25 protein-coding genes are annotated in these 23,509 nt (G+C 65.9%); 17 read left to right on the top strand and 8 right to left on the bottom strand.

What is annotated here, in order from left to right:
• Nucleotides 1-44 precede the first annotated feature (44 nt).
• From PMI14_RS10680 to PMI14_RS10665, 4 genes are read left to right on the top strand one after another with little or no spacing between them, the layout of a single operon-like run.
• Complete coding sequence (locus tag PMI14_RS10680; protein WP_007853896.1) at nucleotides 45-524, top strand: MarR family winged helix-turn-helix transcriptional regulator; 480 nt, start codon at nucleotides 45-47, stop codon at nucleotides 522-524.
• A complete protein-coding gene (locus tag PMI14_RS10675) occupies nucleotides 514-1,764 on the top strand; it encodes an MFS transporter (RefSeq protein ID WP_007853894.1) in 1,251 nt (416 codons plus the stop codon). The genes PMI14_RS10680 and PMI14_RS10675 overlap by 11 nt, the downstream gene beginning before the upstream one ends.
• Before the next feature lie 33 nt (nucleotides 1,765-1,797).
• Nucleotides 1,798-2,274 (top strand): MaoC family dehydratase, encoded by a 477-nt coding sequence (locus PMI14_RS10670; RefSeq protein ID WP_007853891.1) that lies wholly within the window; start codon nucleotides 1,798-1,800, stop codon nucleotides 2,272-2,274.
• Complete coding sequence (locus PMI14_RS10665; protein ID WP_007853889.1) at nucleotides 2,271-3,710, top strand: MATE family efflux transporter; 1,440 nt, start codon at nucleotides 2,271-2,273, stop codon at nucleotides 3,708-3,710. Before PMI14_RS10670 ends, PMI14_RS10665 begins: the two co-directional genes overlap by 4 nt.
• A gap of 149 nt (nucleotides 3,711-3,859) precedes the next feature.
• On the opposite strand, the gene PMI14_RS10660 is transcribed toward PMI14_RS10665, so the two are convergent.
• Together PMI14_RS10660 and PMI14_RS10655 are read right to left on the bottom strand one after the other, a co-directional pair.
• The gene (locus tag PMI14_RS10660) at nucleotides 3,860-4,663 is read right to left on the bottom strand and encodes an SDR family NAD(P)-dependent oxidoreductase (RefSeq protein WP_007853887.1); all 804 of its coding nucleotides are present in this window, start codon (nucleotides 4,661-4,663) and stop codon (nucleotides 3,860-3,862) included.
• 206 nt (nucleotides 4,664-4,869) lie between these two features.
• Entirely contained in the window at nucleotides 4,870-5,103 is a 234-nt protein-coding gene (locus PMI14_RS10655; RefSeq protein WP_007853884.1) for a hypothetical protein, read from the bottom strand.
• Between the two features lie 106 nt (nucleotides 5,104-5,209).
• Here PMI14_RS10655 and PMI14_RS10650 point away from each other — a divergent pair, with 106 nt between their 5' ends.
• Both PMI14_RS10650 and PMI14_RS10645 read left to right on the top strand, forming a co-directional pair.
• Nucleotides 5,210-7,477, top strand: coding sequence for an EAL domain-containing protein (locus PMI14_RS10650; protein WP_007853881.1), 2,268 nt, complete (start codon nucleotides 5,210-5,212; stop codon nucleotides 7,475-7,477).
• A gap of 122 nt (nucleotides 7,478-7,599) precedes the next feature.
• Complete coding sequence (locus PMI14_RS10645; RefSeq protein WP_007853878.1) at nucleotides 7,600-10,146, top strand: EAL domain-containing protein; 2,547 nt, start codon at nucleotides 7,600-7,602, stop codon at nucleotides 10,144-10,146.
• A 60-nt stretch (nucleotides 10,147-10,206) separates the two neighbouring features.
• On the opposite strand, the gene PMI14_RS33485 is transcribed toward PMI14_RS10645, so the two are convergent.
• The 3 genes from PMI14_RS33485 to PMI14_RS10630 are packed head-to-tail and all read right to left on the bottom strand — an operon-like array spanning nucleotide 10,207 to nucleotide 12,896.
• Nucleotides 10,207-11,352 carry an ankyrin repeat domain-containing protein gene (locus tag PMI14_RS33485; protein ID WP_007853876.1) on the bottom strand — a complete coding sequence of 382 codons (1,146 nt, stop codon included), beginning with the start codon at nucleotides 11,350-11,352 and terminating at the stop codon, nucleotides 10,207-10,209.
• The gene (locus PMI14_RS10635; protein ID WP_007853873.1) at nucleotides 11,349-11,972 is read right to left on the bottom strand and encodes an RNA polymerase sigma factor; all 624 of its coding nucleotides are present in this window, start codon (nucleotides 11,970-11,972) and stop codon (nucleotides 11,349-11,351) included. Before PMI14_RS10635 ends, PMI14_RS33485 begins: the two co-directional genes overlap by 4 nt.
• A gap of 36 nt (nucleotides 11,973-12,008) precedes the next feature.
• Nucleotides 12,009-12,896, bottom strand: a complete 888-nt coding sequence (locus PMI14_RS10630; RefSeq protein WP_007853871.1) for a hypothetical protein — start codon at nucleotides 12,894-12,896, stop codon at nucleotides 12,009-12,011.
• Nucleotides 12,897-13,089: 193 nt separating this feature from the next.
• On the opposite strand from PMI14_RS10630, the gene PMI14_RS10625 reads away from it, so the two are divergent.
• Nucleotides 13,090-14,517 carry a M20/M25/M40 family metallo-hydrolase gene (locus PMI14_RS10625; protein ID WP_007853869.1) on the top strand — a complete coding sequence of 476 codons (1,428 nt, stop codon included), beginning with the start codon at nucleotides 13,090-13,092 and terminating at the stop codon, nucleotides 14,515-14,517.
• Nucleotides 14,518-14,647: 130 nt separating this feature from the next.
• Here the strand turns inward: PMI14_RS10625 and PMI14_RS10620 are convergent, their stop codons facing one another.
• Nucleotides 14,648-15,109 (bottom strand): Lrp/AsnC family transcriptional regulator, encoded by a 462-nt coding sequence (locus PMI14_RS10620; protein WP_007853865.1) that lies wholly within the window; start codon nucleotides 15,107-15,109, stop codon nucleotides 14,648-14,650.
• Nucleotides 15,110-15,284: 175 nt separating this feature from the next.
• On the opposite strand from PMI14_RS10620, the gene PMI14_RS10615 reads away from it, so the two are divergent.
• Complete coding sequence (locus tag PMI14_RS10615; RefSeq protein ID WP_007853864.1) at nucleotides 15,285-16,379, top strand: saccharopine dehydrogenase family protein; 1,095 nt, start codon at nucleotides 15,285-15,287, stop codon at nucleotides 16,377-16,379.
• A gap of 106 nt (nucleotides 16,380-16,485) precedes the next feature.
• Here PMI14_RS10615 and PMI14_RS10610 read toward each other — a convergent pair whose 3' ends face one another.
• Nucleotides 16,486-17,136 carry a GntR family transcriptional regulator gene (locus PMI14_RS10610; protein WP_007853861.1) on the bottom strand — a complete coding sequence of 217 codons (651 nt, stop codon included), beginning with the start codon at nucleotides 17,134-17,136 and terminating at the stop codon, nucleotides 16,486-16,488.
• A gap of 44 nt (nucleotides 17,137-17,180) precedes the next feature.
• On the opposite strand from PMI14_RS10610, the gene PMI14_RS10605 reads away from it, so the two are divergent.
• Both PMI14_RS10605 and PMI14_RS10600 read left to right on the top strand, forming a co-directional pair.
• Nucleotides 17,181-18,773, top strand: coding sequence for a gamma-glutamyltransferase family protein (locus PMI14_RS10605; RefSeq protein WP_007853858.1), 1,593 nt, complete (start codon nucleotides 17,181-17,183; stop codon nucleotides 18,771-18,773).
• 148 nt (nucleotides 18,774-18,921) lie between these two features.
• Nucleotides 18,922-19,881 (top strand): tripartite tricarboxylate transporter substrate binding protein, encoded by a 960-nt coding sequence (locus tag PMI14_RS10600; RefSeq protein ID WP_007853856.1) that lies wholly within the window; start codon nucleotides 18,922-18,924, stop codon nucleotides 19,879-19,881.
• Nucleotides 19,882-20,017: 136 nt separating this feature from the next.
• On the opposite strand, the gene PMI14_RS34850 is transcribed toward PMI14_RS10600, so the two are convergent.
• On the bottom strand, nucleotides 20,018-20,392 hold the full coding sequence (locus PMI14_RS34850; protein WP_146187888.1) for a helix-turn-helix domain-containing protein: 375 nt from the start codon (nucleotides 20,390-20,392) through the stop codon (nucleotides 20,018-20,020).
• 71 nt (nucleotides 20,393-20,463) lie between these two features.
• Between PMI14_RS34850 and PMI14_RS10595 the strand changes: the two genes are divergently transcribed.
• From PMI14_RS10595 to PMI14_RS10565, 7 genes are all read left to right on the top strand, one after another.
• Nucleotides 20,464-20,784 carry a single-stranded DNA-binding protein gene (locus PMI14_RS10595; protein ID WP_007853854.1) on the top strand — a complete coding sequence of 107 codons (321 nt, stop codon included), beginning with the start codon at nucleotides 20,464-20,466 and terminating at the stop codon, nucleotides 20,782-20,784.
• Nucleotides 20,785-20,789: 5 nt separating this feature from the next.
• On the top strand, nucleotides 20,790-20,981 hold the full coding sequence (locus PMI14_RS10590; RefSeq protein ID WP_007853852.1) for a hypothetical protein: 192 nt from the start codon (nucleotides 20,790-20,792) through the stop codon (nucleotides 20,979-20,981).
• On the top strand, nucleotides 20,978-21,223 hold the full coding sequence (locus PMI14_RS10585; RefSeq protein WP_007853849.1) for a hypothetical protein: 246 nt from the start codon (nucleotides 20,978-20,980) through the stop codon (nucleotides 21,221-21,223). Before PMI14_RS10590 ends, PMI14_RS10585 begins: the two co-directional genes overlap by 4 nt.
• Nucleotides 21,223-21,732: a hypothetical protein gene (locus PMI14_RS10580; RefSeq protein ID WP_007853846.1), complete on the top strand. Its 510-nt coding sequence runs from the start codon at nucleotides 21,223-21,225 to the stop codon at nucleotides 21,730-21,732. The genes PMI14_RS10585 and PMI14_RS10580 overlap by 1 nt, the downstream gene beginning before the upstream one ends.
• Nucleotides 21,732-22,682, top strand: coding sequence for a hypothetical protein (locus PMI14_RS10575; RefSeq protein WP_007853843.1), 951 nt, complete (start codon nucleotides 21,732-21,734; stop codon nucleotides 22,680-22,682). The genes PMI14_RS10580 and PMI14_RS10575 overlap by 1 nt, the downstream gene beginning before the upstream one ends.
• 140 nt (nucleotides 22,683-22,822) lie before the next feature.
• Entirely contained in the window at nucleotides 22,823-23,143 is a 321-nt protein-coding gene (locus PMI14_RS10570; protein ID WP_035203222.1) for a hypothetical protein, read from the top strand.
• 78 nt (nucleotides 23,144-23,221) lie between these two features.
• The gene (locus tag PMI14_RS10565; RefSeq protein ID WP_007853828.1) at nucleotides 23,222-23,455 is read left to right on the top strand and encodes a TrbC/VirB2 family protein; all 234 of its coding nucleotides are present in this window, start codon (nucleotides 23,222-23,224) and stop codon (nucleotides 23,453-23,455) included.
• Nucleotides 23,456-23,509 lie beyond the last annotated feature (54 nt).

Below are 23,509 nucleotides of genomic sequence, written 5' to 3'. Positions count from 1 at the left end.
ATTGAAGTGTTGCATATGCAATTATTGCAGATACAATCAATTCCATGCAAGCCGAAATCACCATCCCACCCACCACAGCCGGGCGTCCCCAGGGCTGTACCAACTTCAAGCTGCGCCAGTTGTTGCGCCGGGTAGGGCAGCACTACGACGCCGAGATGGCCAAGTGCGGGCTCAAGACCACGCAGTACTCGCTGCTGTCGCATGTGTTCAAGCTCGGGCCCATCCGCCCGGGCGACCTGGCGGCGGAGATGAAGATGGATGCCTCCACGCTCACGCGCAACCTGCGCCCGCTGGTGGATGCCGGCTGGGTGACGCTGGAGGTGGGCGCCGACGCGCGCAGCCGCCTGGTGCACATCACCGACGCGGGCCGCGACAAGCGCGCCGAAGCCCAGCGCTGCTGGAAGGTGGCGCAGCTGTCGCTCAACGACCTGCTGGGCGTGGAGCGGGTGATGGCCCTGCACACCCTGGCCGATGAGTGCCTCGAATTGTTGTCCCCCGTGTCGGAGCTTGACCATGGCGAATGATGTGAACGCAGCCTCTCCCAACCGATCGATCGCCATCTGGCTGGTGCTGCTGGCCGCCGCAGGCGCCTTTGCCCTGACCATGGGCACGCGCCAGACCATGGGGCTGTTCCTCTCGGCCCTCAACACCTCCACCGGACTGGGGGTGGGCAGCATCAGCCTGGCCTTTGCCTTTGGCCAGCTGTGGTGGGGCCTGACCCAGCCGTTTGCGGGCGCCGTGGCGGACCGCATCGGCACCGGCCGGGTGATCCTGCTGGGCGTGGCGCTGGTGGCCCTGGGCACCATCATCACGCCGCTGATGACGACGACTGCGGGCCTGATCTTCGCCATCGGCGTGCTGGCCGCGGGCGGTGCGGGCATGGCAGGGCCATCGGTTCTGATGGCGGCGAGCACCCGCCTGGTACCCCCGGCCAAACGCGGCCTGGCCACCGGCATCGTGAATGCAGGCGGCTCCTTCGGCCAGTTTGCGATGGCTCCCATTGCCATCGGCCTCACGGCCGCCGTGGGCTGGGCCAGTGCCATGCAGTGGCTGGGTGTGCTGGTGCTGCTGGCGCTGCCGGCGGCCTTCGTGCTCAAGGGCAATTCCAAGGCGCTGGCGGCCCAGGCGGCCGCGGTATCGGGCGTCAAGGCGCTGACTGCGCGCCAGGCCATCGCACAGGCGCTGGCCACGCCCAGCTACCTGTACCTGTCGGCGGGCTTCCTGGTCTGCGGCTTCCATGTGGCCTTTCTGGCCACGCACCTGCCGGGCGTGATAGCGGCCTGCGGGCTGCCACCCGAAGTCGGCGGCTGGTCGCTGGCCATGATCGGGCTGTTCAACATCATCGGCAGCTTGGCCATGGGCTGGGCCGTGGGGCGCTGGCGCATGAAGTCGCTGCTCTCCATCCTGTACGCCACGCGCGGCATTGCGGTGCTGGTCTTCCTGCTGGCGCCCAAGACCACGGCCGTGATGCTGGTCTTTGCCGCCGTGATGGGCGTGAGTTTCCTGTCCACCGTGCCACCCACGGCCGGCCTGGTGGCCAAGATGTTCGGCACGGCCAACATGGCCATGCTGTTCGGCGTGGTGATGCTCTCGCACCAGATCGGCGGCTTCTTCGGCGCCTACCTGGGCGGCAGCGTGTTCCAGGCCACGGGCAGCTACGACTGGGTCTGGTACATCGACATCGCGCTGGCCCTGGGCGCCGCATTGGTGAACCTGCCGATACGCGAAGCGCCCCTGAAGCGCCTGGTCCCCGCAGCCGCCTGATTCCCCGGCACCGTTTTCAATGAGCCTGTGACCATGACCGATACCACCACTGCAGTGCAACCCCTGTATTTCGACGACATGGCCGTGGGCCGCCGCTTCAAGAGCGGCGAGCATGCGATGGACGCCGGGCAGATCATCGCCTTTGCCAGGCAATTCGATCCGCAGCCCTTCCACATGGACGACGAGGCCGCCAAGGGCACCTTGTTCGGCGGCCTGGCCGCCAGCGGCTGGCACACGGCGGCCATCACCATGCGGCTGCAGGTGACCACGGGGCTGCCTGTGGCCGGCGGCATCATCGGTGCCAGCGGCGACGTGAGCTGGCCTCGGCCCACGCGGGCGACGGACGTGCTGCACGTAGTGAGCGAAGTGGTGGAGGCCACCCCTTCCAAATCCCGGCCCGACCGCGGCATGGTCACCATCCGCAGTGAAACGCGCAACCAGAACGAGGAGGTGCTGCAGGTTTCCACCGTGCGCATCGTCGTGCCGCGCAAGCCCGGGGCTGCACCATGAGCGCTGTTGCCAGTCCAGCCACCGCTGCGGGCGCGGCAGCCATCAACCCGCGCACCCGCATGCTGCTGGAGGCGCCCATCGCCCCCACGCTGCTGCGCCTGGCGCTGCCCAACGTGCTGGTGATGCTGGCCCAGGCCGGCGTGGGCCTGATCGAGACGTATTTCGTGGGCAAGCTCGGCACCGATGCGCTGGCCGGCATGGCCCTGGTGTTCCCGGTGGTGATGCTGATGCAGATGATGTCGGCCGGTGCCATCGGCGGCGGCGTGGCGGCGGCCATTGCGCGGGCGCTGGGTGCCCGGCGCAAGGACGATGCCGATGCGCTGGTGCTGCATGCCCTGGTCATCGGCCTGGTGTTTGCGCTGTGCTTCAGCGTGGCCGTGGTGGGCGGCGGGCGCTGGCTCTACACCCGCATGGGCGGGGCAGGGGGCGCGCTGGAGGCGGCGCTCATCTATTCGAACTGGGTGTTTGCCGGCGCCATCTGCGTCTGGGTGTTCAACACCCTGGCGGCCATCATCCGCGGCACGGGCAACATGGCGGTGCCGGCCTATGTCACGGTGTGGGGCGCGTTGGTGCTCATCCCGCTGTCGCCGCTGCTGATCTTTGGCTGGGGCCCGCTGCCGGGCCTGGGCATTGCGGGCGGGGCCATCGCGCTCATGGCCTACTACGTGCTGGGCAGTGCCGTGCTGGCCTGGTACCTGTGGTCGCCGCGCAGCCTGCTGCGGCCCTCGTTCAAGGGGCTGCAGCTGCGCTGGCCACTGTTCGCCGACATCCTGCGCGTGGGCCTGGTGGGGGCGGTCTCCACCGTGGCGACCAATGTGGCCATCGGCGTCACCACGGCGCTGGTGGGCGGTTTCGGCACGGCGGCCATCGCCGGCTACGGCACGGCGTCGCGGCTCGAGTACCTGTTGGTGCCTTTGGTGTTCGGCTTTGGTGCGCCGCTGGTGGCCATGGTCGGCACCTGCATCGGCGCCGGTCAGCGCGAGCGCGCGCTGCGCGCCACCTGGATTGGCGCCGCCATGGCGTTCGGCATGACCGAGGCCATCGGCCTGTGGGCGGCGATGTTCCCCGCCACCTGGCTGTCGCTGTTCGCCAGCGACCCGGCCATGATCGCCGCAGGCAGCCAGTACCTGCGCACGGTGGGGCCGGTCTATGGCTTCTTCGGCCTGGGGCTGGTGCTGTACTTTGCCTCGCAGGGCGCGGGCCGGCTGTTCTGGCCCGTGGCCGGCAACCTGGCGCGCCTGGTGGTGGCCGTGGTGGGCGGCTGGCTGGCGCTGCGCTGGGACGGCGGCCTGGCCGGCGTGTTCGCGGCCCAGGGCGTGGCCCTGGTGGTCTATGGCATCGTGATCGGCTGGGCCATTGCCGGCGGCGCCTGGTTCGGCCGCGTGGGCTGGCCGAGCAGCCCGGCGGGACTCCTTCGGCGGGTCCCCCAACCGTAGCCTGGAGTTTGCCCACTGCTGGCGCGACTGGCGTGGCCTGTGCCAGTGCTCCCGCGCAAGGGCGGCCCCGCCGCGAAGGCGGCGTATCCAGCCCTTGCGCCGGGAGCGTCCCCCTGGGGGGAAGGCGCGAAGCGACTCAGGGGGGCTTCTTATACAGGTACGGTGTAGTTGAGGGTCATGCGGCCGCCGTCCACCGTGACGATTTCGCCCGTGACGTAGCTGGCTGCATCGCTGGCCAGCCAGGCCACCACGTCGGCGATCTCGGCGGGGTCGCCCAGGCGCTTCATCGGCGTGCGCGACATGATCTTCGCCTTGGCCTCGTCGCTGGTGAGCACGGCCTTGGCGGCCAGTTCGGTGGCGATGGTGCCGGGCGCCACGGCATTCACGCGCACGTTTTTATCGGCCAGGGCCAGGGCCATCACGCGCGTGAGCTGGTTGATGCCGCCCTTGCTCACGTTGTAGCTGGAAATGCTGGGAATGGTGAGCACGCCATTGACCGAGCTCATGTTGACGATGGAGCCACCGCCCGAGGCCACCATGGCCCGCGCCACGGCCTGGCCCACCAGGAACGAGCCCTTGAGGTTGACGCGCAGCACGGCATCGAAGTCCTCTTCGGTCACCTCGAGGAAATCCGCGGCGCGAAAGATGCCCGCGTTGTTCACCAGCACGTCCACCCGGCCATGGGCCTGCAGCGTGCGCTCCACGAGGGCGTCCACCTGGGTCTTGTCGCCCACGTCGCAGCGCACGTACAGGGCGCCGAGCTCCTGGGCCAGTGCATTGCCACGGGCATCGTCGACATCGGCGATCACAGTGTGGGCGCCCTCGCGGGCAAAGCGCCGCACGCAGGCCTCGCCGATGCCCTGGGCACCCCCGGTGACGATGCAGACCCGGCCCTGGTGGCCGAAGTGGACGGTGGACGAAGCGATGGAAGAGGGCGCGGCAGGGAATGTCATGCCCGGGATGGTAGCGGGTTGCCGGCCACGCACCGGCGTCTGCCTAGTGTTCTGTCCCGTAAATAGATGCCAAAAATAAAACCGATGGATTTCGCGCCAAGGCAAGGCGCAAACCGCAGCGATAGCCGTAGCTATCGCGAGGATTTGCAACGCGGCCCTGGCGTGAAAGGCACGGTTTTATTGGCATTTATTTGCGGGACAGGACACTAGCGGCGCGGAGGGCCTCGGCGGAGGGTTTTGGGGGTGGAGGTGGTGCCCGTCGCCTTGTGGGCCATCTGCCGTGTGCGGGGGCGCAACACGGGCTTGAAGCGGGCGCGCTCCCGGCTGGCGCGGTGGCCGCGCCACAACCAGGCGAGCGCCAGCATCAATACCACCGCCCAGGCGGTCACCATCCGAGGGTTGCCGGCCAGCCAGGACATCAAGAAATCGACATACTCCATGGGGCGCAAGCTATCACAGCACGAATGCCCGTTGCATGGGTGTAAACAATCATCAACAAATGTCCGAAGGCCGGGATTTGCTGAAACCCTTGGATACACTCCAACCATGAGCGACCTGACGGCCACCACGACCGAAGCGCCTTCGCACGCCAAGGCCTTGCTGCAGCTGTGCAGGCGCCTGGAACGTGCGTGGACCCTGTCCGACATCCTGGATGCGGTGTCCCCCGTGGCGGAGCAGGTGCTGGGCTATCCCCATTGCTGGCTGGGCGTCTATGGGCTCAAGCCGGGGTTTGTCTCGATCCTGTTGCATTCCAGCCAGATCAGCGACCCGGCGTTCGCCCGGGCCATCGACACCACCGAAATCCCCATTGCCGGCGACAGCATGGTGCAGGAGATCATGGCTGCGGACCACGTGGTGGTGGTGGCCGATGCCCGCACCGACCCGCGCACCAACAAGGAGATCGTGGCGGCGCTGCACAACCGCACCATCATCAACATCCCCTTGATCCTGGCAGAGCAGCGGCTGGGCGCGGTGGGCATGGGCACCTATGGCGATGCGGAAGGCGTGCGCCCGCCCTTGCCCTGGCAGATCGATTTCATGCAGGCCATGGGGGCCCATGTGGCCGTGGCCATGGACCGGGTGCGCTTCATGCAGGCGCGCAAGGACGCCGAGGACGCGCTCTACCACGAGAAGGAGCGCCTGCAGGTCACGCTGCACTCGATCGGTGATGCGGTGATCTCCACCAATGCCCAGGGGGATCTGCTCTACATCAACCCGGCTGCCGAGGCGCTGACCGGCTGGAGCCTGACCGCTGCCGTGGGCAAGCCCTATGGCGAGGTGTTCCGGCTGCTCGGGCCCGAGGGGGCCGGGGAGCCGGCGCCCGACATGATGGCCGGCGCCATTGCCGCCGCGCAGGCCCTGCGCTACCCGGAGCTGCAACTGCAACCCCTGCAGGGCGGCCGGGTGCTGGTGGAGGCGACGGCATCGCCCATCAAGGACGCCGATGGCGAGGTGCAGGGCGCCGTGCTGGTGTTCCGCGACGTGACGGAGCAGCGCCGCCTGAGCCACGAGATCGCCTACCAGGCCCTGCACGACGAACTGACCGGGCTGGGCAACCGGCGTGCATTCGAGCAGGCGCTGGCCTGCGCCTTCGACGGGACGCGGGGCACGGCACGCCACGACGTGGTGTGCTACCTGGATCTGGACGAGTTCAAGGTGGTCAACGACACCTGTGGCCACACGGCAGGCGATGCCATGCTGCGCGAGATATCCGGCCTGTTTGCCAGCCTGCTGGACGAGCAGGACCTGCTGTGCCGCATCGGCGGGGATGAATTTGGCATCCTGCTCACGAAGCGCAGCGTGGCTTCGGCCCTGCAGCTTGCCGACAGGCTGCAGCAAGCGCTGGCCCACTACCACTTCGTGTGGCTGGAGCAGCGCTTTGGCGTGGGCGTCAGCATCGGCATGGTGGCGTTCGATGCCCAGACCGAAAGCGTGGGCGCCTTGCTGCAGGCCGCGGACAGCGCCTGCTACGTGGCCAAGGACGCGGGCCGCAACCGGATCCATCTGTACGCCATCGACGACCCTGCGCTGGCGCAGCGCTATGGCGTCATGGAGTGGGTGAGCCGCATCGAGCATGCCCTGCTGCACGACCGCTTCGAGCTGTTCGCGCAGCCCATCGTGCCGCTGCAGGGCGGGGATGAGCAGGGCCTGCATTGCGAGATCCTGCTGCGCATCCGCAGCGAGCAGGGCGAGCTGGTGCTGCCGGGCCGCTTCATGCCGGCGGCCGAGCGCTACCACCTGGCCGCCCGCGTGGACCGCTGGGTCGTGACCCATGCATTGCGCTGGGTGGTGGAGCAGCAGGACCGCATCGGTCAGTGCTCGATCAACCTGTCGGGCCAGTCGCTGGGGGATGCGGCCTTCACCGCCTTCGTGCTGCAGGCGCTGCAGCATGCCGATGTGCCGTGCTCCAAGCTGTGCTTTGAAATCACCGAGACGGCAGCCATCAGCAACCTGCACACGGCCAATCACTTCATCGAGGCCTTGCGCGCCAGCGGCTGCAAGATCTCGCTCGATGACTTTGGCAGCGGCCTGTCTTCCTTTGCCTACCTGCGCAACCTGCCGGTCGATGTGCTCAAGATCGATGGCCAGTTCGTGCGCGACATCGACCGCGACCCGGTGAGCCTGGCCATGGTCAAGTCCATCCACGAGATCGGCTGCCTGATGGGCAAGCGCACCGTGGCCGAGTTCGTCGAGAGCCCTGCCCTGGTGGGCATATTGCAGAAGATCGGGGTGCACTATGCCCAGGGCTATGCCGTAGGCCACCCGGTACCGCTCGCGCAGGTGCTCGAGGGGCACCGGGCTGTGCTCCCATGACATCCACCCGAAGGCGCATCGACCCCTGGCGGCGTTCTGCGCTGAAAGGCCGGTACGCCATGGCGCCGCCCGCGCAGGCACGCGTGTTGCATGCAGCGGGCGTGTAACCGGAGCCCATGAGGATGCGTGCCTTCCAGCTGTCTCTGCGGACCGCCATTGCAGTGCCTTTTGCGGCGCTGTTCATGGCCACGGTCGTGCTGCAGGCAGTCACGCAGCACCGGCAGATCAGCCAACTGATCGACCAGGAGAGTGTGCGCGTGCTGGAGGCCCTGACCAGCAATTCGCGGGCGCGCCTGGCGGAATTCCTCGAAACCCCGTTCCTGATCCAGAGCACGGTGGCCGACGCCATCAGCCGCCATGGCCTGTACCAGGAAGGCAACCTGCGCCCTGTGTACACCCATCTGCGGGGGGTGTTTTCCGACCTGTATGCCGGGCAGCAGCAGATCAGCCTGCTGAGCTTCGGGAGCCGGGCAGGGGAGTACACCGGCATCCGCCGCGAACCCGGCGAGGGTTTTCGGCTGATCCTCAAGGATGCCACGACGAGCGGCATGATGAATGTGTACGAGGACGATACGCTGCGCAAGGTGGCGGCGGCCTTTCCCAACTACGACCCGCGGGTGCGCCCCTGGTATGCGCCAGTGGCCGGATCGGGCCAGCCGCGCTGGTCGCCCATCTACACCACCGCCGGGGAGCGCGGGGACATCACCATTTCGGCGGCAACCCCTGTGGTGGCCGATGGCAGCCTGCTGGGCGTCATGGAGGCCGATGTCCGGCTGGACAGCCTGAACCGCTTTCTGCGCGAGGACCCGCTGCGCGGGCAGGGGCAGATCTTCATCGTCGATGCGCAGGGCCTGATCGTGGCCCATTCGGAGCCGGGCTCGGTGCTCGGCGAGCGGCGCAATGCCGCCGGCCAGCGGGAGCGCCTGCGCATTTCGGAAAGCACCAGCCCCCAGATCCGCACGGCCGAGAGCTACCTGCGCGAAGTTCCGGCCGCTGCCGGTGGCAGCTTCCACTTCCAGCACCTGGATGCGCGCTACTTCGGCCGCGTCACGCCCTATGCGGACCGGCGCGGCATCGACTGGCGCATCGTGGTGCTGCTGCCCGAGTCGGAGCTGCTCGGCGACACCCGCAGTGCCGGCCAGGGAGCGTTGCTGGCCGCCGGGGCCATTGCCATCATCGGTCTGCTGCTCGGCCTGTGGGTGATCCAGTGGGCTGCGCGGCCCATCCTCAGGACCGCCGAGGCGGCCAACCGGATCGCGCGGGGCGATTGGGACACCGACATCGCCGCCCCCAGCCCCTTGCGGGAAACCACGGTCCTGGTGCTCGCCTTCAATGAAATGTCACACCGGCTGCAGCGCTCGTTCCTGCAGATGCAGGAGCTGCTCACCCACGACAGCCTGACCCAGCTGCTCACGCGCCGGGGGCTGCTGGAGCAGGTGCAGTGGGCGGAGCCCAAGCGCGCGGTGCTCAGCCTCGTGGGGCTGAACGCCTTTCGCGCCATCAACGACAGCGTGGGCTATGGCACGGGTGACCGCATGCTGCAGGCGGTTGCCAACCGGCTGCGCGGGCATTTTCCCGCGCCCGTGCTGCTCGCCCGCGTGGGTGGGGACGAGTTTGCCCTGCTGAGTCTGGTGGAGGAGGGGGAGCAGTCTGCGGAGCGCTTTGGCAAGGCTGTGCTGGGCCTGTTTGCCACCCCCTTCTCGGCGGGGGCCGACGAGGTCATGGTGCATGCCTCGGTGGGCCTGGTGGCGGGACATCTGCGCGGGGAGGAGCTGGCGGAGTGGCTGCGCAACGGCAGCATTGCCCTGGGTGAGGCCAAGCGCCACGGCCAGAGCCAGTGGATGGTGTTCGAGCCCGGCATGGCAGACCAGTCGATGGAGCGCACGCGGCTGGCGTCCGAGTTGCGGCAGGCCCTGGACAAGGACCAGTTCCTCGTGCACTACCAGCCGGTGATCGACCTGGCCACAGGCCGCGTGACGGGTGCCGAAGCCCTGCTGCGCTGGCGCAGCCCCACACGCGGCATGGTGCCGCCGGGCGTGTTCATCGCCATGGCCGAGGAAAGCGACCTGATCCTGGCGCTGGGCGACTGGGTCATGCTGCGGGCCACCCGGGACATCGCCCAGCAATTGCCGCAGTTGCCCGACGACTTCGGCCTGCATGTCAATGTGTCAGCGCGACAACTGATCCAGTCGGACTTTGTCGAGCAGGTGCAGCGCACGCTGGAGGCCAGCGGCCTGCCGGCGCGCCACCTGACGCTGGAGCTCACCGAATCGGTGCTGATCGAGGGCGATGCCGTCACGCACCAGCAGCTCTCGCGCCTGCGCGCGCTGGGGCTGAAGATCGCCATCGACGACTTCGGCACGGGCTACTCGTCGCTGGCCTACCTGAGCCGGCTGCCTTTCGACTGCCTGAAGATCGACCAGACCTTCGTGCGCGACCTGGTCGAATCTTCCCAGAACGCCGCCATCGTCACGGCCGTGCTGCACATGGCCAAGGGCTTCGGCGTAACCGTGGTCGCCGAGGGCGTCGAGACCGAGGCCCAGGCCCGGTGCCTGCTGCAGATGGGCTGCGGCAGCGCCCAGGGCTACTGGTTCGGGCGCCCGGCGCCGCTGGAGCACATGAACCTGGCCCAGCGCAGCCTGGATGGCTCGGGCCAGGGTTTGAAATAGGCCTGCGGGCCGGGAAAAGGCGGCCCCTCGACGCCCGCAGTGGGGAACCGGCTGGCGGCCTCAGGAGCCGGCGTCGATCAATTCCGCAATGCGGGTGTGGCCCAACCTTCTGGCTTGCTGGGCCGCGCTCAGGCCTTCATGGTCCACCAAGGCGGGGTTGGCGCCCAGGGCCAGCAGCCTCTGGACCGTGGTGGTCTGGCCGTTGGCGGCGGCGAGCATCAGCGCCGTCCTGCCCAGATTGTCGCGGGCGTCGATGGCGGCGCCTTGGGCGATGAGGCTTTCTACCTCTGGGGTACGGCCTGCGCGGGCCGCTTCCCGCAGGGCATCCGGCAGCGCGGCGCTGCTGCGCCCGCTGTCGGCGCGCGGGGCGGCCGCGGTCAGGCGGTTGTCCGCCGCACCGTCTCGCCGCAGGCCGCTGCCCGCTGCTGCTGCCTGTGCCGCAGGCCGCGCTGGTTCTGGCAGGTACGAGCGAGCGGCTTCAGCGGCCTCTGCAGGGGCTGCCGCCGAAGGAGACGGTGGCGGTGGCGCCGCCGATTTCGCGACCGCTGCATCCTGGGCCGCCAGGCGCTCGCGCATTTCCGTGCGTGGGGGCGTGGAAGGCAGTGTCGGCGCGGCGGCTGGTGAGGCGGGGAAGCCCGACACGGCGCCGACGTTCCCTGGCGCTGGTGGAGCTTGGGCCTCCTGGATGGCGGGGGCCGGCGCCGTCTTGGCCAGCGGCCGGGTGGGCCCTGGCGCCGGTGCGGCGGGCTGGTGGGCCTGGGGCCTGGCCAGTGCGCTGGCCTCCTCATGGGCGCTGCGTTGCAATGGCGCGGGCGCGGAGGGCTCGGGAGCGGCGGCCGCAGGGGCTTGTGGCGTGGCTGCAGGTGCGGGCGGCGCTGTGGCGGGTGCCTGCACGCTGGCGGAGGGCGTAGCGCGGCGCTGGCCGTAGGCGATTTCCTGCTCCTCGGGCGTCCCGCGCTGGAACTGCAGCAGCAGCAGGCCGGTCAGTCCCACCACGGCCACGGTGGCCAGGGCCGATACCTTCCAGCGCGACTGGTTGGCGGCAGGCTGCTGGGGGGCAGGGGAGGCGGGCAGGGCGGCCGTGGCCGCTGCCAGCATCTGGGCATGGGCACGCACGGCGTCGCGGACATGGGCGCCGGGGCGGGCACCGTCCTGTTCGCTGGCTTCGCGGTACCGCTGGGTCAGCTCGTCGTCCCGCGCGCTCATGGTGCAAACTCCTGTAGCTGTTGGCGAAGGCTGGTGCGCGCATAGCGCAGGCGGCTCTTGGCGGTTTCAAAATGGACGCCGGTCGTTTGCGCGATCTCCTGCACGCTGAGGTCGCCTTCGGCCTGCAGAAGAAAGGCCTCGCGCTGCTCGAACGGCAATTGCTCGACCGCAGCGATCAGGGCAGCCGCCTGCTCGCGCGACTGCAGCTGCCGCACCGGGCCGAAGCCGGAGTCGGCCGCCAGCGTGTCGGCCAGGCCGGAGCCTCCTGCGCCGCTGCCGTCGCCGTCGTCCGCATCCAGGCTGGCGTGGTTGCGGGTGGTGCGCAGGTGGTCCACCAGCCGGTTGTGGGCCAGGGTGAACAGCCAGGTGCGGAATTTCGCCTTGACTTCATAGCTGGCTGCGTTGCGCGCCACGGCAAACCAGACGTCCTGCAGCAGGTCGTCCGCCACCGCCTGGACCTTCACGCTGCGCAGCACGAAGCGCCATACGGCCAGCTCGTGCCGGCCGTACAGCGTGTCGAACGCGCCCATGTCGCCGGCCGCATAGCGCAGCATCAGCGTCTCGTCGGCATCGTCGGGGGACTGGGCGGTCTGCACCCGCGCATTATGCGGGCCTCTCATCCACCGGCGAAGCCTGCCGAGCTGCGCCGGGGGCCATCACCTGGGGTCGGGCACATAGGACACGGCGTCCGACTGGGGAAAGGCGCGCGGGATCGGCGGGCGCACCGGTTGCTCGCGAATCACGCCGTAGGCCACCAGGTTCTCGCGGCTGTCGTAGCGGATGCTGATGACTTCGTTGGGGCGCTCCTGCAGGCGCGTGAAGCTGGTGTGCGAGACCACGGAGGTCTCGCGCTGGCCATGCGCCGTGCCAAGCTTGGCCGATGGCGCCGGCGCCGCCTTCGCCAGGCTGCCTGCGCCAAGAGCGCGCGCCGAGGACTCGGCTTCCTGCGCCGGGGCCGGTGCGGCTGCGGCGGCAGGTGCCGCCGGCTCCTCGCGCAGGCGCCCCAGGCCGGCACTGTCATTGCTGCTGCTGTCGCGGCGCTGGCTGTAGGGCTCGGGGGTGACCACGGGTGCCGGCAGGGGCTGCTGCTCACGGAACAGCGCCACGCCGATCACCCCCACATTGGCCGGTCGGCCGGTGCGGCCCGCATAGGAGTTGGCGACGCTGGAGAACTCGAACGCGGCGACCTCGCTGCTGCTCTTGCGCCAGCCGGTGATCTGGTAGCGCTCATAGGCCGAGAACACATAGCCGCGCTGGTCCCACGCCGCGGTTTCGCCGCTAAGCACGTTCACGCCATCCACCGACGGCACGGCCAGCACGCGCTCGCCGGTGCGGTTGTGCACGGTGACGGCATAGCGCGCGCCGGGCCGGCCGGCCACCCAGTATTCGCCTTTGGCGTAGTGCACCGGCAGCGTGGCGCCGGTATCCCGGTCCACGATGGTGACGTCGGCCAGGCGGCCGATGGCCTGGGCAGGCAGGCTGGCCAGCGACAGCATGGCGGCCAATGCCGTCAGTGCGGGAAGGATCAGTGAACCGGATTTCATGGCAGCTCCATCAATCGAAGTGTTGGTACTGGGTGAAACGAACGGGGCGGAGAAATGGGGTTGAAGATGCGCAAAAAAATTTTCGATGCCCCGACGGCGTGGTGGGGAAGGGCGCTGACAGGTAGCAGGCAGGCCACGCCCGGAGCCGCGTTGATCCGGGAAACCCCTTGCGCAACCGACAGCGCATTGACAGGTGCAGGCAGCAAACTGGCCCAAAACCATCCAACAACGAGAGTTCCACCATGTCCGTACCGTTCTCCTTCGCCGCCCGCCTGCGGCGCCGGCCGCATCGGCCGCCGACTCCGAGGTCGACACCTTCAAGAGCATCTACAAGCAGCTGATAGAGATCAACACCACGGACTCGGTGGGCAGCACCACGGAGGCCTCGCAGGCCATGCGGCAGCGGCTGCTGGACGTGGGGTTTGCCCCGGGCGACTTCGAGGTCATCGAGCCGTACCCGCGCAAGGGCAACCTGCTGGGCCGCTACAAGGGCACGGGACTGAAGAAGCCGCTGCTGCTGCTGGCCCACATCGACGTGGTGGAGGCCCGCCGCGAAGACTGGAAAACCGATCCCTTCAAGCTGCAGGAGGTCGACGGCCGCAACATCGCCCGCGGCGCCATCGACGACAAGGCCATGGCCGCCTCCTACGTCTCTGCGCTTGCACAGTTGCGCCGCGAGGGCTTCAAGCCCAACCGCGACATGGTGCTGGCGCTGACAGCGGACGAAGAGTTGGGGGATTCACCGGCCAACGGGGCTTCCTGGCTGCTCAAGAATCGCCGCCAGGACGTCGACGCGGAATTCGGCATCAACGAGGGCGGCCGCGGCGAACTCAAGAACGGCAAGCCCCATGCGCATGTGATGCAGATCGGGGAGAAGACCTTTCTCCAATACCAGTTCGAGGCGACCGGCCCGGGCGCGCACAGTGCCCGGCCCACCCCGGCCAACACCATCTACGACCTGGCCGAAGCCCTGGTGCGCCTGCGGCAGTACCGCTTTCCGGTCGACATCAACCCGGCGGCGCGCACCTATTTCGAACGCAGCGCCCCCATGCAGGCCGAAGACGTGCGTGCGGATTTCCTGGCGGTGGCGGGCGGAAATCCGCCGGCCGACGTGGTGGAGCGGCTGTCCAACCGCGGCCCCATCATCGGCCTGCTGCGCACCACCTGCGTGGCCACCATGGTGCAGGCCGGCCATGCCGTCACTGCGCAGGCCCAAAGCGCCAAGGCCACCATCAACTGCCGTGCGCTGCCCGGTCAGGATCTGGAATTCGTGGAGCAGAAGCTGCGCGAGATCGCAGGCCCCAAGGTCAAGGTGACGCAGCAGGTGCGCGAAGAGCCGGCACCCGGTTCGCCGCTCAAGCCGGAACTCATGCAGGTCGTCGAGTCCATCAGCGGCAGCATGTGGCCAGGGGTTCCCGTGGTACCGACCATGGGGGTCAGCACCACGGACAGCCGCCATTTTCGCGCTGCGGGCATCCCCATGTACGGCGTGTCCGGACTGTTCGTCGATCCCGACAAGACCGGGGTGCATGCCCTTGACGAAAACATCGGCGTGGCCGAACTGCTCAAGGGCCGCGAGTTCATGTACCAGCTCATCAAGCGCCTGGCGTCCCAGTCTTGAAGGATCAAGGCTGGAGCATCGGCGGTTCCCGTGTCTGGCCGCGCAAGGCCGGTGGGAACCTCAGTTGCGAGCGGCCGGGTTTTGCCGGGCTGACACGTGCAGCTTCAGTCATGCTGATTGCAGTGTCCGCCTAGCCACCTCTGTCGATTCGAAGGGCGAGAATGACCGAGGTGTTTGTTCTGGTGACTCCCTCGATCTCCCCAATTTGATCAAGCAGCACGTCAAGCCGCGCCGTGTTGTCTGCCCGAAGGGTGGCCATGTAGTCAAACTCGCCGCTCACCGATGCAAGCTGGAGCAATTCGGGAAACTTCGTCAGCTCCCTGATGACTTCTTTGCCAGCTTTGGGCTGCACCACGATGCCCACAAATGCCTGTACGCCCCGTGCGACTGCTTCGCCTCCGAGGCGCACCGAGTAGCCGCCGATGAGGCCGTTTGCTTCGAGTCTTGCAAGACGTGCCACGACCGTGGTTCTGGCCACGCCGAGCTTGCGGGCCAGGTTGGCGGTGCTTTCACGCGCGTTGGCCTGCAGCAGCGCAATGAGTTCCCGATCGAATTTGTCGCGCAGCAGTGTTTCGGGAAGGTTTGTCGGCACGTTCAGGTGAAGGACAGAAGTCAAAAAAAGAGAGAGGGTGACGATTCGGCGTTATTTTCCATCATTCCGGCGAAGATGGTTGGTATTTCGTCGAACTCATGCTTTTTTTCGTCAGCGGGTTTGGGAACACTCGGGTGCATCGCCTCTACCCACCACGTTCCTCAAGGAAACTCGCATGAAAGTAGCTCTTCTCGGCGCAGGCCACGTCGGCCAAACCATTGCCCAACTGCTGTACACCAATGGCGACTATGAGTTGACGGTCTTCGACCGTGACCAGGCCGCATTGGGTCGGCTTGCCCAAAGGGGCATCCGGACCCTGTGCATCAACACCGCCAATGCCGTTGAACTCACGAATGCCCTGGACGGGCACGTTGCAGTGGTCAATGCGCTCCCGTACCACCTCGCAATTTCTGCTGCCCAGGCGGCCTTGCGAGCCCGTTGCCACTACTTCGATCTGACGGAGGACGTGGCGGCAACCAAGGAAATCAAGCGTCTCGCACAGGACGCTGAAACTGCGTTCATGCCCCAGTGCGGCCTTGCCCCGGGCTTCATCGGGATCGTGGCCCACCACCTTGCCAGCAGCTTCGAGGCTCTCCACGACGTGAAGATGCGTGTGGGCGCATTGCCGGCGTTTCCCACAAATGCGCTCAAGTACAACCTGACGTGGAGCGTGGATGGCCTCATCAATGAGTACTGCCATCCGTGCGAGGCGATACACGACGGCCAGGTGATCTCGGCCCTGCCGCTCGAAGGGCTGGAGCACTTTTCCCTGGACGGGGTGGAGTACGAAGCCTTCAACACGTCGGGTGGTCTGGGAACCTTGTGTGAAACTTGGGACGGAAAGCTGCGCAATCTTGACTACAAGACGGTGCGCTACCCAGGGCATCGCGCCTTGATGCAATTTCTGCTGGATGAGCTGCAACTCAAGAGCGACCAGGACACACTCAAGACCGTCCTTCGGCGCAGCATGCCCGCCACCATGCAGGACGTGGTGCTGGTTTTCGTCACCGTCTCCGGCACCAAGAACGGCGCGCTCGTGCAGGAGGTGTTCGCGCGGAAGATCTTCGCCGAGCGTGATGGTGCATACCCGTTGTCCGCCATCCAGATCACAACCGCTGCAGGGATCTGCGCGGCCCTTGACCTGTTTCGGGAAAGGAAGCTGCCTCAGCGCGGGTTCATTCGCCAGGAGCAAGTCGCTCTCACGGATTTCCTGGCAAATCGTTTTGGCCGGGCCTACCAGCAGTACCGTCAAGTTGAATCGATTGGTTGAGTAGGGAGGGCAGGGCAGCGGCCTTGGCGCAAGCCATCGTGCCGCTTCACATGCTTACGGCGACAGGCAAAAATGTAAGACTGTATCCAGTTGGCTGCCAGCCTGGTCAGGGGCGCATGAGTTTCGCGAGTGTTTCCAACGTGCTGCAAACATGCTCGCGAACCACCGCTTCGATCAACTCCGGGCGCTTGCGGCGCAGCGCGTCGATGATGAACCCGTGCTCCTCGCGGCTCGGTCTGGGCTTGTACGTCGACTGCAGCCATAGCCGCATATGGGGCTCGATGCACACGTGGAGCGCCGCAATCTGCGCTACCAGTCGCGGACGGGCACTCAAGCCGCACAAGTACAGGTGGAAGTCGCGGTGCTCGGTCACCCAGGCGGAAAGATCTTCTGCGCATCGGTCCATGGCATCCAGTCGCCGCTCGAGCTCATCAATGTCCGCGGGGCCGATCCGGCTCAAAGCGGCTGTTGCGGCCAAGCCTTCCAACACCGCCCGCATCTCGAACACCTCGATCGCCTCGGCATGGTTCAGGCCCCGCACCACCGCACCACGGTTGGGGCGGATGGTGAGCAATTCTTGCGTTGCAAGGCGCCGGAACGCGTCGCGCACCGGCATTCGACTCATCCCCAATTGCGACGCAATCTCCTCGGGCACGATGCGGTCGCCCGCCTTGAACTGACCCATGCGGATTCCGTTGAGGAGGAACCGATAGGCTTCTTCCTCCGCCGTTGCGGGGCTCGAAAAGGGCGTCAGCATGCTTGCCATTCAATTGGATTGGATACACGAATATACTCCGGCCCATGCTGCCCTTTGACTGGTCGTTCCCGTACCCCTCGCAAAAGATGCCACTGCTCGCGGCCAATGCCGTGAGCGCCAGCCAGCCTTTGGCGGCGCAGGCAGGTTTGAGCATGCTGTACCAGGGCGGCAACGCCATCGATAGCGCATTGGCGTCCGCTATTGCGCTGACCGTGGTGGAACCGGTCATGAACGGGATCGGCGGCGACATGTTCGTGCTGGTGTGGCATGAAGGCAGGTTGCATGGATTGAACTCGAGCGGACGCGCGCCCGCGCTCTGGACGCCGCAGTATTTCGGCAGGCATGAAAAAATGCCAGAGAAGGGCTGGGATTCGGTGACCGTGCCCGGCCAGGTTGCGGGATGGAAGGCGCTGTCGGATCGCTTTGGCAAACTGCCTTTTGCGCGCCTGTTCGAGCCGGCTGTTCGGTACGCGCGGGACGGCTTCATGGTTTCGCCGCAAATTGCGAGGCAGTGGGCCAACCAGATTCCACGACTGATCGACCAACCGGGCTTCCGCGATGCGTTCACATGGGATGGGCGCGCTCCTCGCGCAGGTGAGCTTTGGCGGTTTCCAGCGCAAGCCAGGACACTCGAGCTCATTGCCGAGAGCGGCGGCGAGAGTTTCTACCGGGGCGAACTCGCCGAGAAAATCGAAGCGTTTGCCAAGCAGTGCGGCGGTGCGCTGCGCGCTACCGATCTCGCGGCGCACCGGGCCGAATGGGTCGAGCCCATCGAGCAGTCGTTTCGCGGCTACACCTTGCACGAGATTCCGCCGAATGGCCAAGGGCTGGCAGCACTGATTGCATTGGGCATCCTGGACCATTTCGACCTGGCAAGCATGGGAGTGGACAGTGCCGACTACTACCACGTGGGCCTGGAGGCGATGAAGCTGGCCTTCGCCGACCTCCACCAATATGCTGCCGATGCGCCTGCCATGTCGCCTGTCTCTGCGGCGCACTTGCTCGACGCTGCCTATCTGGCGGAGCGCGCGAAGCTCATCAACATGAAGCGCGCGGCCAATCCAGGCCCCGGCATGCCGAAAACCGGCGGAACGGTCTACCTTGCGTCAGCGGATGCGGCTGGCACCATGGTCTCTTACATCCAGTCGAACTACCATGGCTTTGGCTCCGGCGTGGTCGTTCCAGGCACCGGTATCAGTCTGCACAATCGCGGCGAAGACTTCAGCCTGGTCCCGGGCCATCCGAATATCGTCGCTCCAGGCAAACGTCCACTGCACACCATCATCCCGGGCTTCATCACGCGCCATGGCGCACCCGTGATGGCGATGGGCGTCATGGGCGGCTCAATGCAGGCACAAGGGCATGTGCAGATGGTGACGCGGCTTGCCAGCTTCGGACAAAACCCGCAAGCCATGAGTGATGCCCCACGGTTTCGCGTGGAGCCAGGCCCCACGGTCACGCTGGAATCGCATGTCCCCGGCGATGTGCCGGACTCCCTGCGCGCCCGCGGACACAGCGTCACTGTCGCGCAGCGCCAAAGCCTGGACTTCGGGTCAGCCCAGCTGCTCTACAAGGCGGAGCATGGGTACATCGCAGCATCCGACTCGCGCCGGGACGGACAGGCGGTTGGCTTTTAGCAGCAGCAGTGCCAGGTCACTCCAGCCTTTGAACCTGCGCGCATCGCTGGCCTGATCGACGCCAATGCCTCGTCCAAGACTTCTCCTTTACGCACCGGATTCCCCTTCCATCAACCGCAACAGAGCAACAAGCCAGGAGACACCCAGAATGAAGCGACGAATCTTTTCCGCAGCAGCTGCAGCCTCAGCACTCTCACTGGCTTTGCCAGCATCTGGGCAAGACCGGACCCTGAAGCTCATTGTTGGGTTCGCGCCCGGTGGCTCATCCGACCAATTGACGAGAATCATTGCCGACAAGCTGCGCGCTTCGCTGGGACAAAACGTCGTCGTCGAGAACAAGCCGGGCGCATCGGGGCGGGTGTCGATGGCTGAGCTCAAACGATTGCCGCCGGATGGGCAAACCCTGGTCATGGCCACCAGTGGCACGCTGGTGGTGGCTCCCTGGCTGTATCCCAACCTGCCGTACGATGCCGTGAAGGACTTCACGCCGATCGCGCGTGCCGCGAGCTTCGACTTTGCCCTCACCATCGGTCCTGCAGGTCCCCAACGCGATATCAAGCATGTGCTGGCCTGGATGAAGGCGAACCCTGACAAAGCCAACTTCGCCACCTCGGGAGCCGGAACATTGGGCCACTTCACTGGCGTGCTGCTTTCGCAGACCACTGGCGTCAATCTCACGCACATACCGTACAAAGGGGGCGCACCCGCAGCGCAAGACCTGGTAGCCGGGCTGCTCCCACTCATGGTGGATACAGCCTCTGAAACCTTGGAGCATCACAAGGCGGGCAGGGTGCGGATTGTCGCGGTGACTGGACAGGAGCGCTCCAGCGCTTTGCCCGACGTGCCTACGTTGAAGGAAGCCGGAATCAACATGACTGCGGATGGGTATTTCGGCCTGTACGGTCCTGCGGGAATGCAACCGGCAGTCGTGCAGCGCATCGAACGGGCCGTCGCCGAGGCGCTTCGCGCCCAGGATGTGCGGGACAGGATTTCCGCGCTGGGGTTGGTTCCGGACTACCTGGATTCATCCGGGCTCAAGAAGCTGCAAGCCGAGCAGCTCAAACGCTGGGAACAGCCGGTGAAGGCCTCTGGCTTCAAGCCAGACTGACCAAGCGTTCGTCTGAAACCTCAGTTGCGTGTGGCCGCGTTCAGCCGCCGGATCTGAGGTCCGTGCAAGGTGCAACCAGCCAGATCGAGCACTGGGTGGGGCCAGGTTCAGCTCTTCTGCAGCCTGGGCATCATGACTAGATACGATGTATACGAAGTTTTACAGGTTGATTAACCGGGTGGCTGGTCTTCGAACCTGAAATCAAGGCGCCGCTGTAGGAAGAATCCAACACTCCCCCCTCGCCAGCGGCTAGCACCTTTCCCAAAATCTCCTTTAGCAGATGGCCCTTTCGCCCGTCTGCGTTGCGCTCGATGATGGCTGCGATCGCAGCTTCTCGGGCGTCTTCCCCTGCAATATCAGCAAGCTCCGCCGCCAGTTCTGGCGATAGCGGACGCGTCCCCTTGTGCAGCTTTGAAATTTCTGCACGGTCAATTCCCATCTTGCGGGCAAGCTCTGCGGCACTCCCGCACGAATGTATGGCTTTGTCAATTAGTGTTACTGCGTATGGCATGTTGTAAACCTTTACAGCGATAGTCCGGCTTGTTGTGAATGTTCACAACACTCTAACCCGGAGAAAATCCAATGATCAAAGTATCGGTGACATCGACCGACGTGCGCAACCAAAGCGGCACAGCAAAAGCAAGCGGCAAAGCATACAGCCTGAATTTTCAGACCGTCTACTTCCACACCCACGACCGCACCGGCAAGCCCAACCCATACCCGGAAAAGGTCGAAATCATCCTTGAAAAGAACGAGCAGGGCGCTGCACTTTTCTATCCTGCTGGCGAGTACACGCTGGCCCCTGAGTCCATCTACGTGGACCGCACTGGCAACCTGGCTATCAGCGCAAAGCTGAACCCCGTCAAGGTTGCCCCCGCCGCCTCCGCTCGCCCCGCTGCCTGATCGCCATGCAGCAGGCCATGCACGCCGCGCGCCTTGTCGCGGCTCATTCGGCTCTGCTCTCCCTGCTCTACGAAGCGCAGGGAGAGTCCCCCCAGGTTGACGCGATCACCGTCACCCTCACGTACTCCCCCGATGCTGATGGCCTGGACATTTCCTATCTGTCCAAAGGCATGCCGGTGGCAGGGGAGGGCATGTGATCACCGCCATCAGTGGCCAAAGCGGCGCGGGCATGCTCAACGACTGGGGCACCCCCGCTCGCTACACCCCCACCTACGAACCACGCATGAGCGACAACGCCCGCCGCGTGGTCGTTCTTCGGCATTGGGTCGAAGCTCTGGAGTCCGAGCCGCGCAATTCCACTTGGTACGAACAGCAGCTTATGCAGAGCCAAGCCAGCTTGCGGCATGAAGCTGCTCATGTCATCGGGCGGGGTTGCTGATGGTTGCCGCTCTGTTCGTTCGCAAGCGCAACCACTACGCGGCATTGGGCGTCGACTGCTACGACTTCGACCGTGACGCGTTGACCTGGCAGGGCGGGTGCCCAGGCATCTTCCACCCCCCATGCCGCTCATGGAGCCAGCTCAGCCACATGGCAAAGCCACGACCTGGCGAAAAAGAGCTGGCCATTTGGGCAATGCAGAAGGTTCGCGAGTTCGGCGGTGTCGTGGAGCACCCCTACAACTCCAGGCTGTGGGCCCATTCGGGTTGCCTTGGCTTCGGCCTTCGGGACCAATACGGCGGGGTCCTCGTGCCGGTAATGCAGAGCTGGTTCGGTCATCGCGCCCCCAAGCGCACCAGCCTCTACATCGTCGGCCCCGTGCCGGAAATCCCGTACGTGGCTGATGCGCCGACCGTCACCACCGTCGAACGCATGGGCCGCGCGGAACGCGAGCGCACGCCCGAGCAGTTTGCGAGCTGGCTTGTCGAGCTGGCCGAAAGGTGCCGCTGATGGCCTGCCCAGTCTCCAACCTCCTGCACTTCGACAGCACGCCCCGCATGGAGCGCGCTGCATGGGCTGCGCATGCCCAATCGTGCGCACGCTTCGAAGAGCAGGCGGCTGTTCAGGCTGCGCGCAGCGCGGCCGGGCTTGTCTCTATTTCAACAACTTGCAGGGACCTCCCTGCAGTTGTTGCCTTCTCTGAAAACTGCGTGCAGATCGACCGCGATGCGTCCCGCATCAAGCGGTTGCGCAAAGCCCTGTGGGCGTCGTCCCGCAACCTGCACAGCCAGGGCGACAAGAACCAGCAAGTCTGGATGCAGACCCTGACCTACAAGGGCGACAACCGCAACTGGGCCCCCGAGCACATCAGCCGCTACCTCGATGCCCTCCGCAAGTGGCACTACGCCCGCACCGGCAGCAAGACCGTGCGATATGCCTGGGTCGCTGAGCTGCAGGGCAGGGGGGTCATCCATTACCACGTGATCGTGTGGCTTGCTGCGGGCCTCACGCCACCCAAGCCCGACACCGCATGGCGGCACCCGAAACAGGGCATGCAGCCGCCTATGTGGCCCCACGGCATGAGCAACCGGCTCAAGTCGCACCAGCCTGTGGCCTACCTCATGAAGTACGCCTCAAAGATCGAATCCAAAAATGTCGGGAGCTTCCCCCATGGCGCACGAATCCACGGTTCAGGCGGCGTTGATTTTCACGGCCGCTGTCTTCGTCGCTGGCTGCTTTGGCCTGCGTATGTGCGCGGCAATGCTTCGATCTACAACCGCTTCCGACCTGCGCAGGGAGGCGGCTATGTCGATGCTGACACAGGCGAGTTCCTGGCCTCCGAATTCGCTCCCACGGGCGGCGGTTTCAACTCTTTTATCCGAGTCCGCACGACCCCCCGACAGGTGGACCCCTCCGGGCCGTTTTGCTGGCTCTCCGATCAACCCATCGCCACTTCTTGACCATGCCCGATGACACCGAACTTGAATGCCCTGTGTGTGGTGCTGCTGCTCCTGGCGATGAGCTGGAAAGCGACGGTGACCACATCGCATGCCCTGAGTGCGGCGAGCGCTCTCCCGCTGACGATTGGGAGGGCTGAGTAATGGCCCTCTGCCTCGCTGTCGAAGCTGTTGTCTCGAACGGTCGCGCGGCTACGTCACCGACTGGCCGCACTGATGTTGCCTGGGTCGCTGGCACTGCCACCAAGACCGGCGATCAGTACGCCTGCCCCGCTGGCACGCATCTGCTCATGACCGTTGAGGAGGTCAACACGCCCCCTGAATTCGTCCTCGATCTGCCCGCCCTCGGCATCACGCCAGAGACCATCTTGATCGTCGCAAGCATGGGTGGTGCCCTCGTCCTCGGCTCGTTCTTCGCAGGCTGGGGGGCAGGAATTGCAAAGGACCTGATCAAAAAAATCTGAGTCGTCAGCGTCAAGCCTGCAAGGGCTTCGCGGTGTCGATTCCCGATACCAAAACCATCAACCTCAAAGGAGCCTTTCATGTTCAAGACCGCTTTCAACAAGACCCGCACCCTGGCCCTGGTGGCCGCTTCCGGCCTCGTGGCCGCATCGGCACACGCTGCCCCCGGCGACAACCCCCTGCTGGACGTCATGAACAGCGTGGACATCACCGGCATTGCTGCCGCTGTGCTGGTCCTGGCCCTGGCCATCGTCGGCATCGCCCTGGCTTTCAAGGGCCCCGACCTCGGCAAGCGCGTGATCCGCAAGATCTAAGGCGCAGCCATGGCCATCGGCGCTCAACTCGCTCTGATGTGGGCAATCGTTGCC

The sequence above is a fragment of the Acidovorax sp. CF316 genome, assembly GCF_000276605.1.
Lineage (GTDB): Bacteria > Pseudomonadota > Gammaproteobacteria > Burkholderiales > Burkholderiaceae_C > Acidovorax.
Note: the sequence above shows the minus strand (reverse complement) of the source record. Positions and strands in the feature narration are given on the sequence as shown.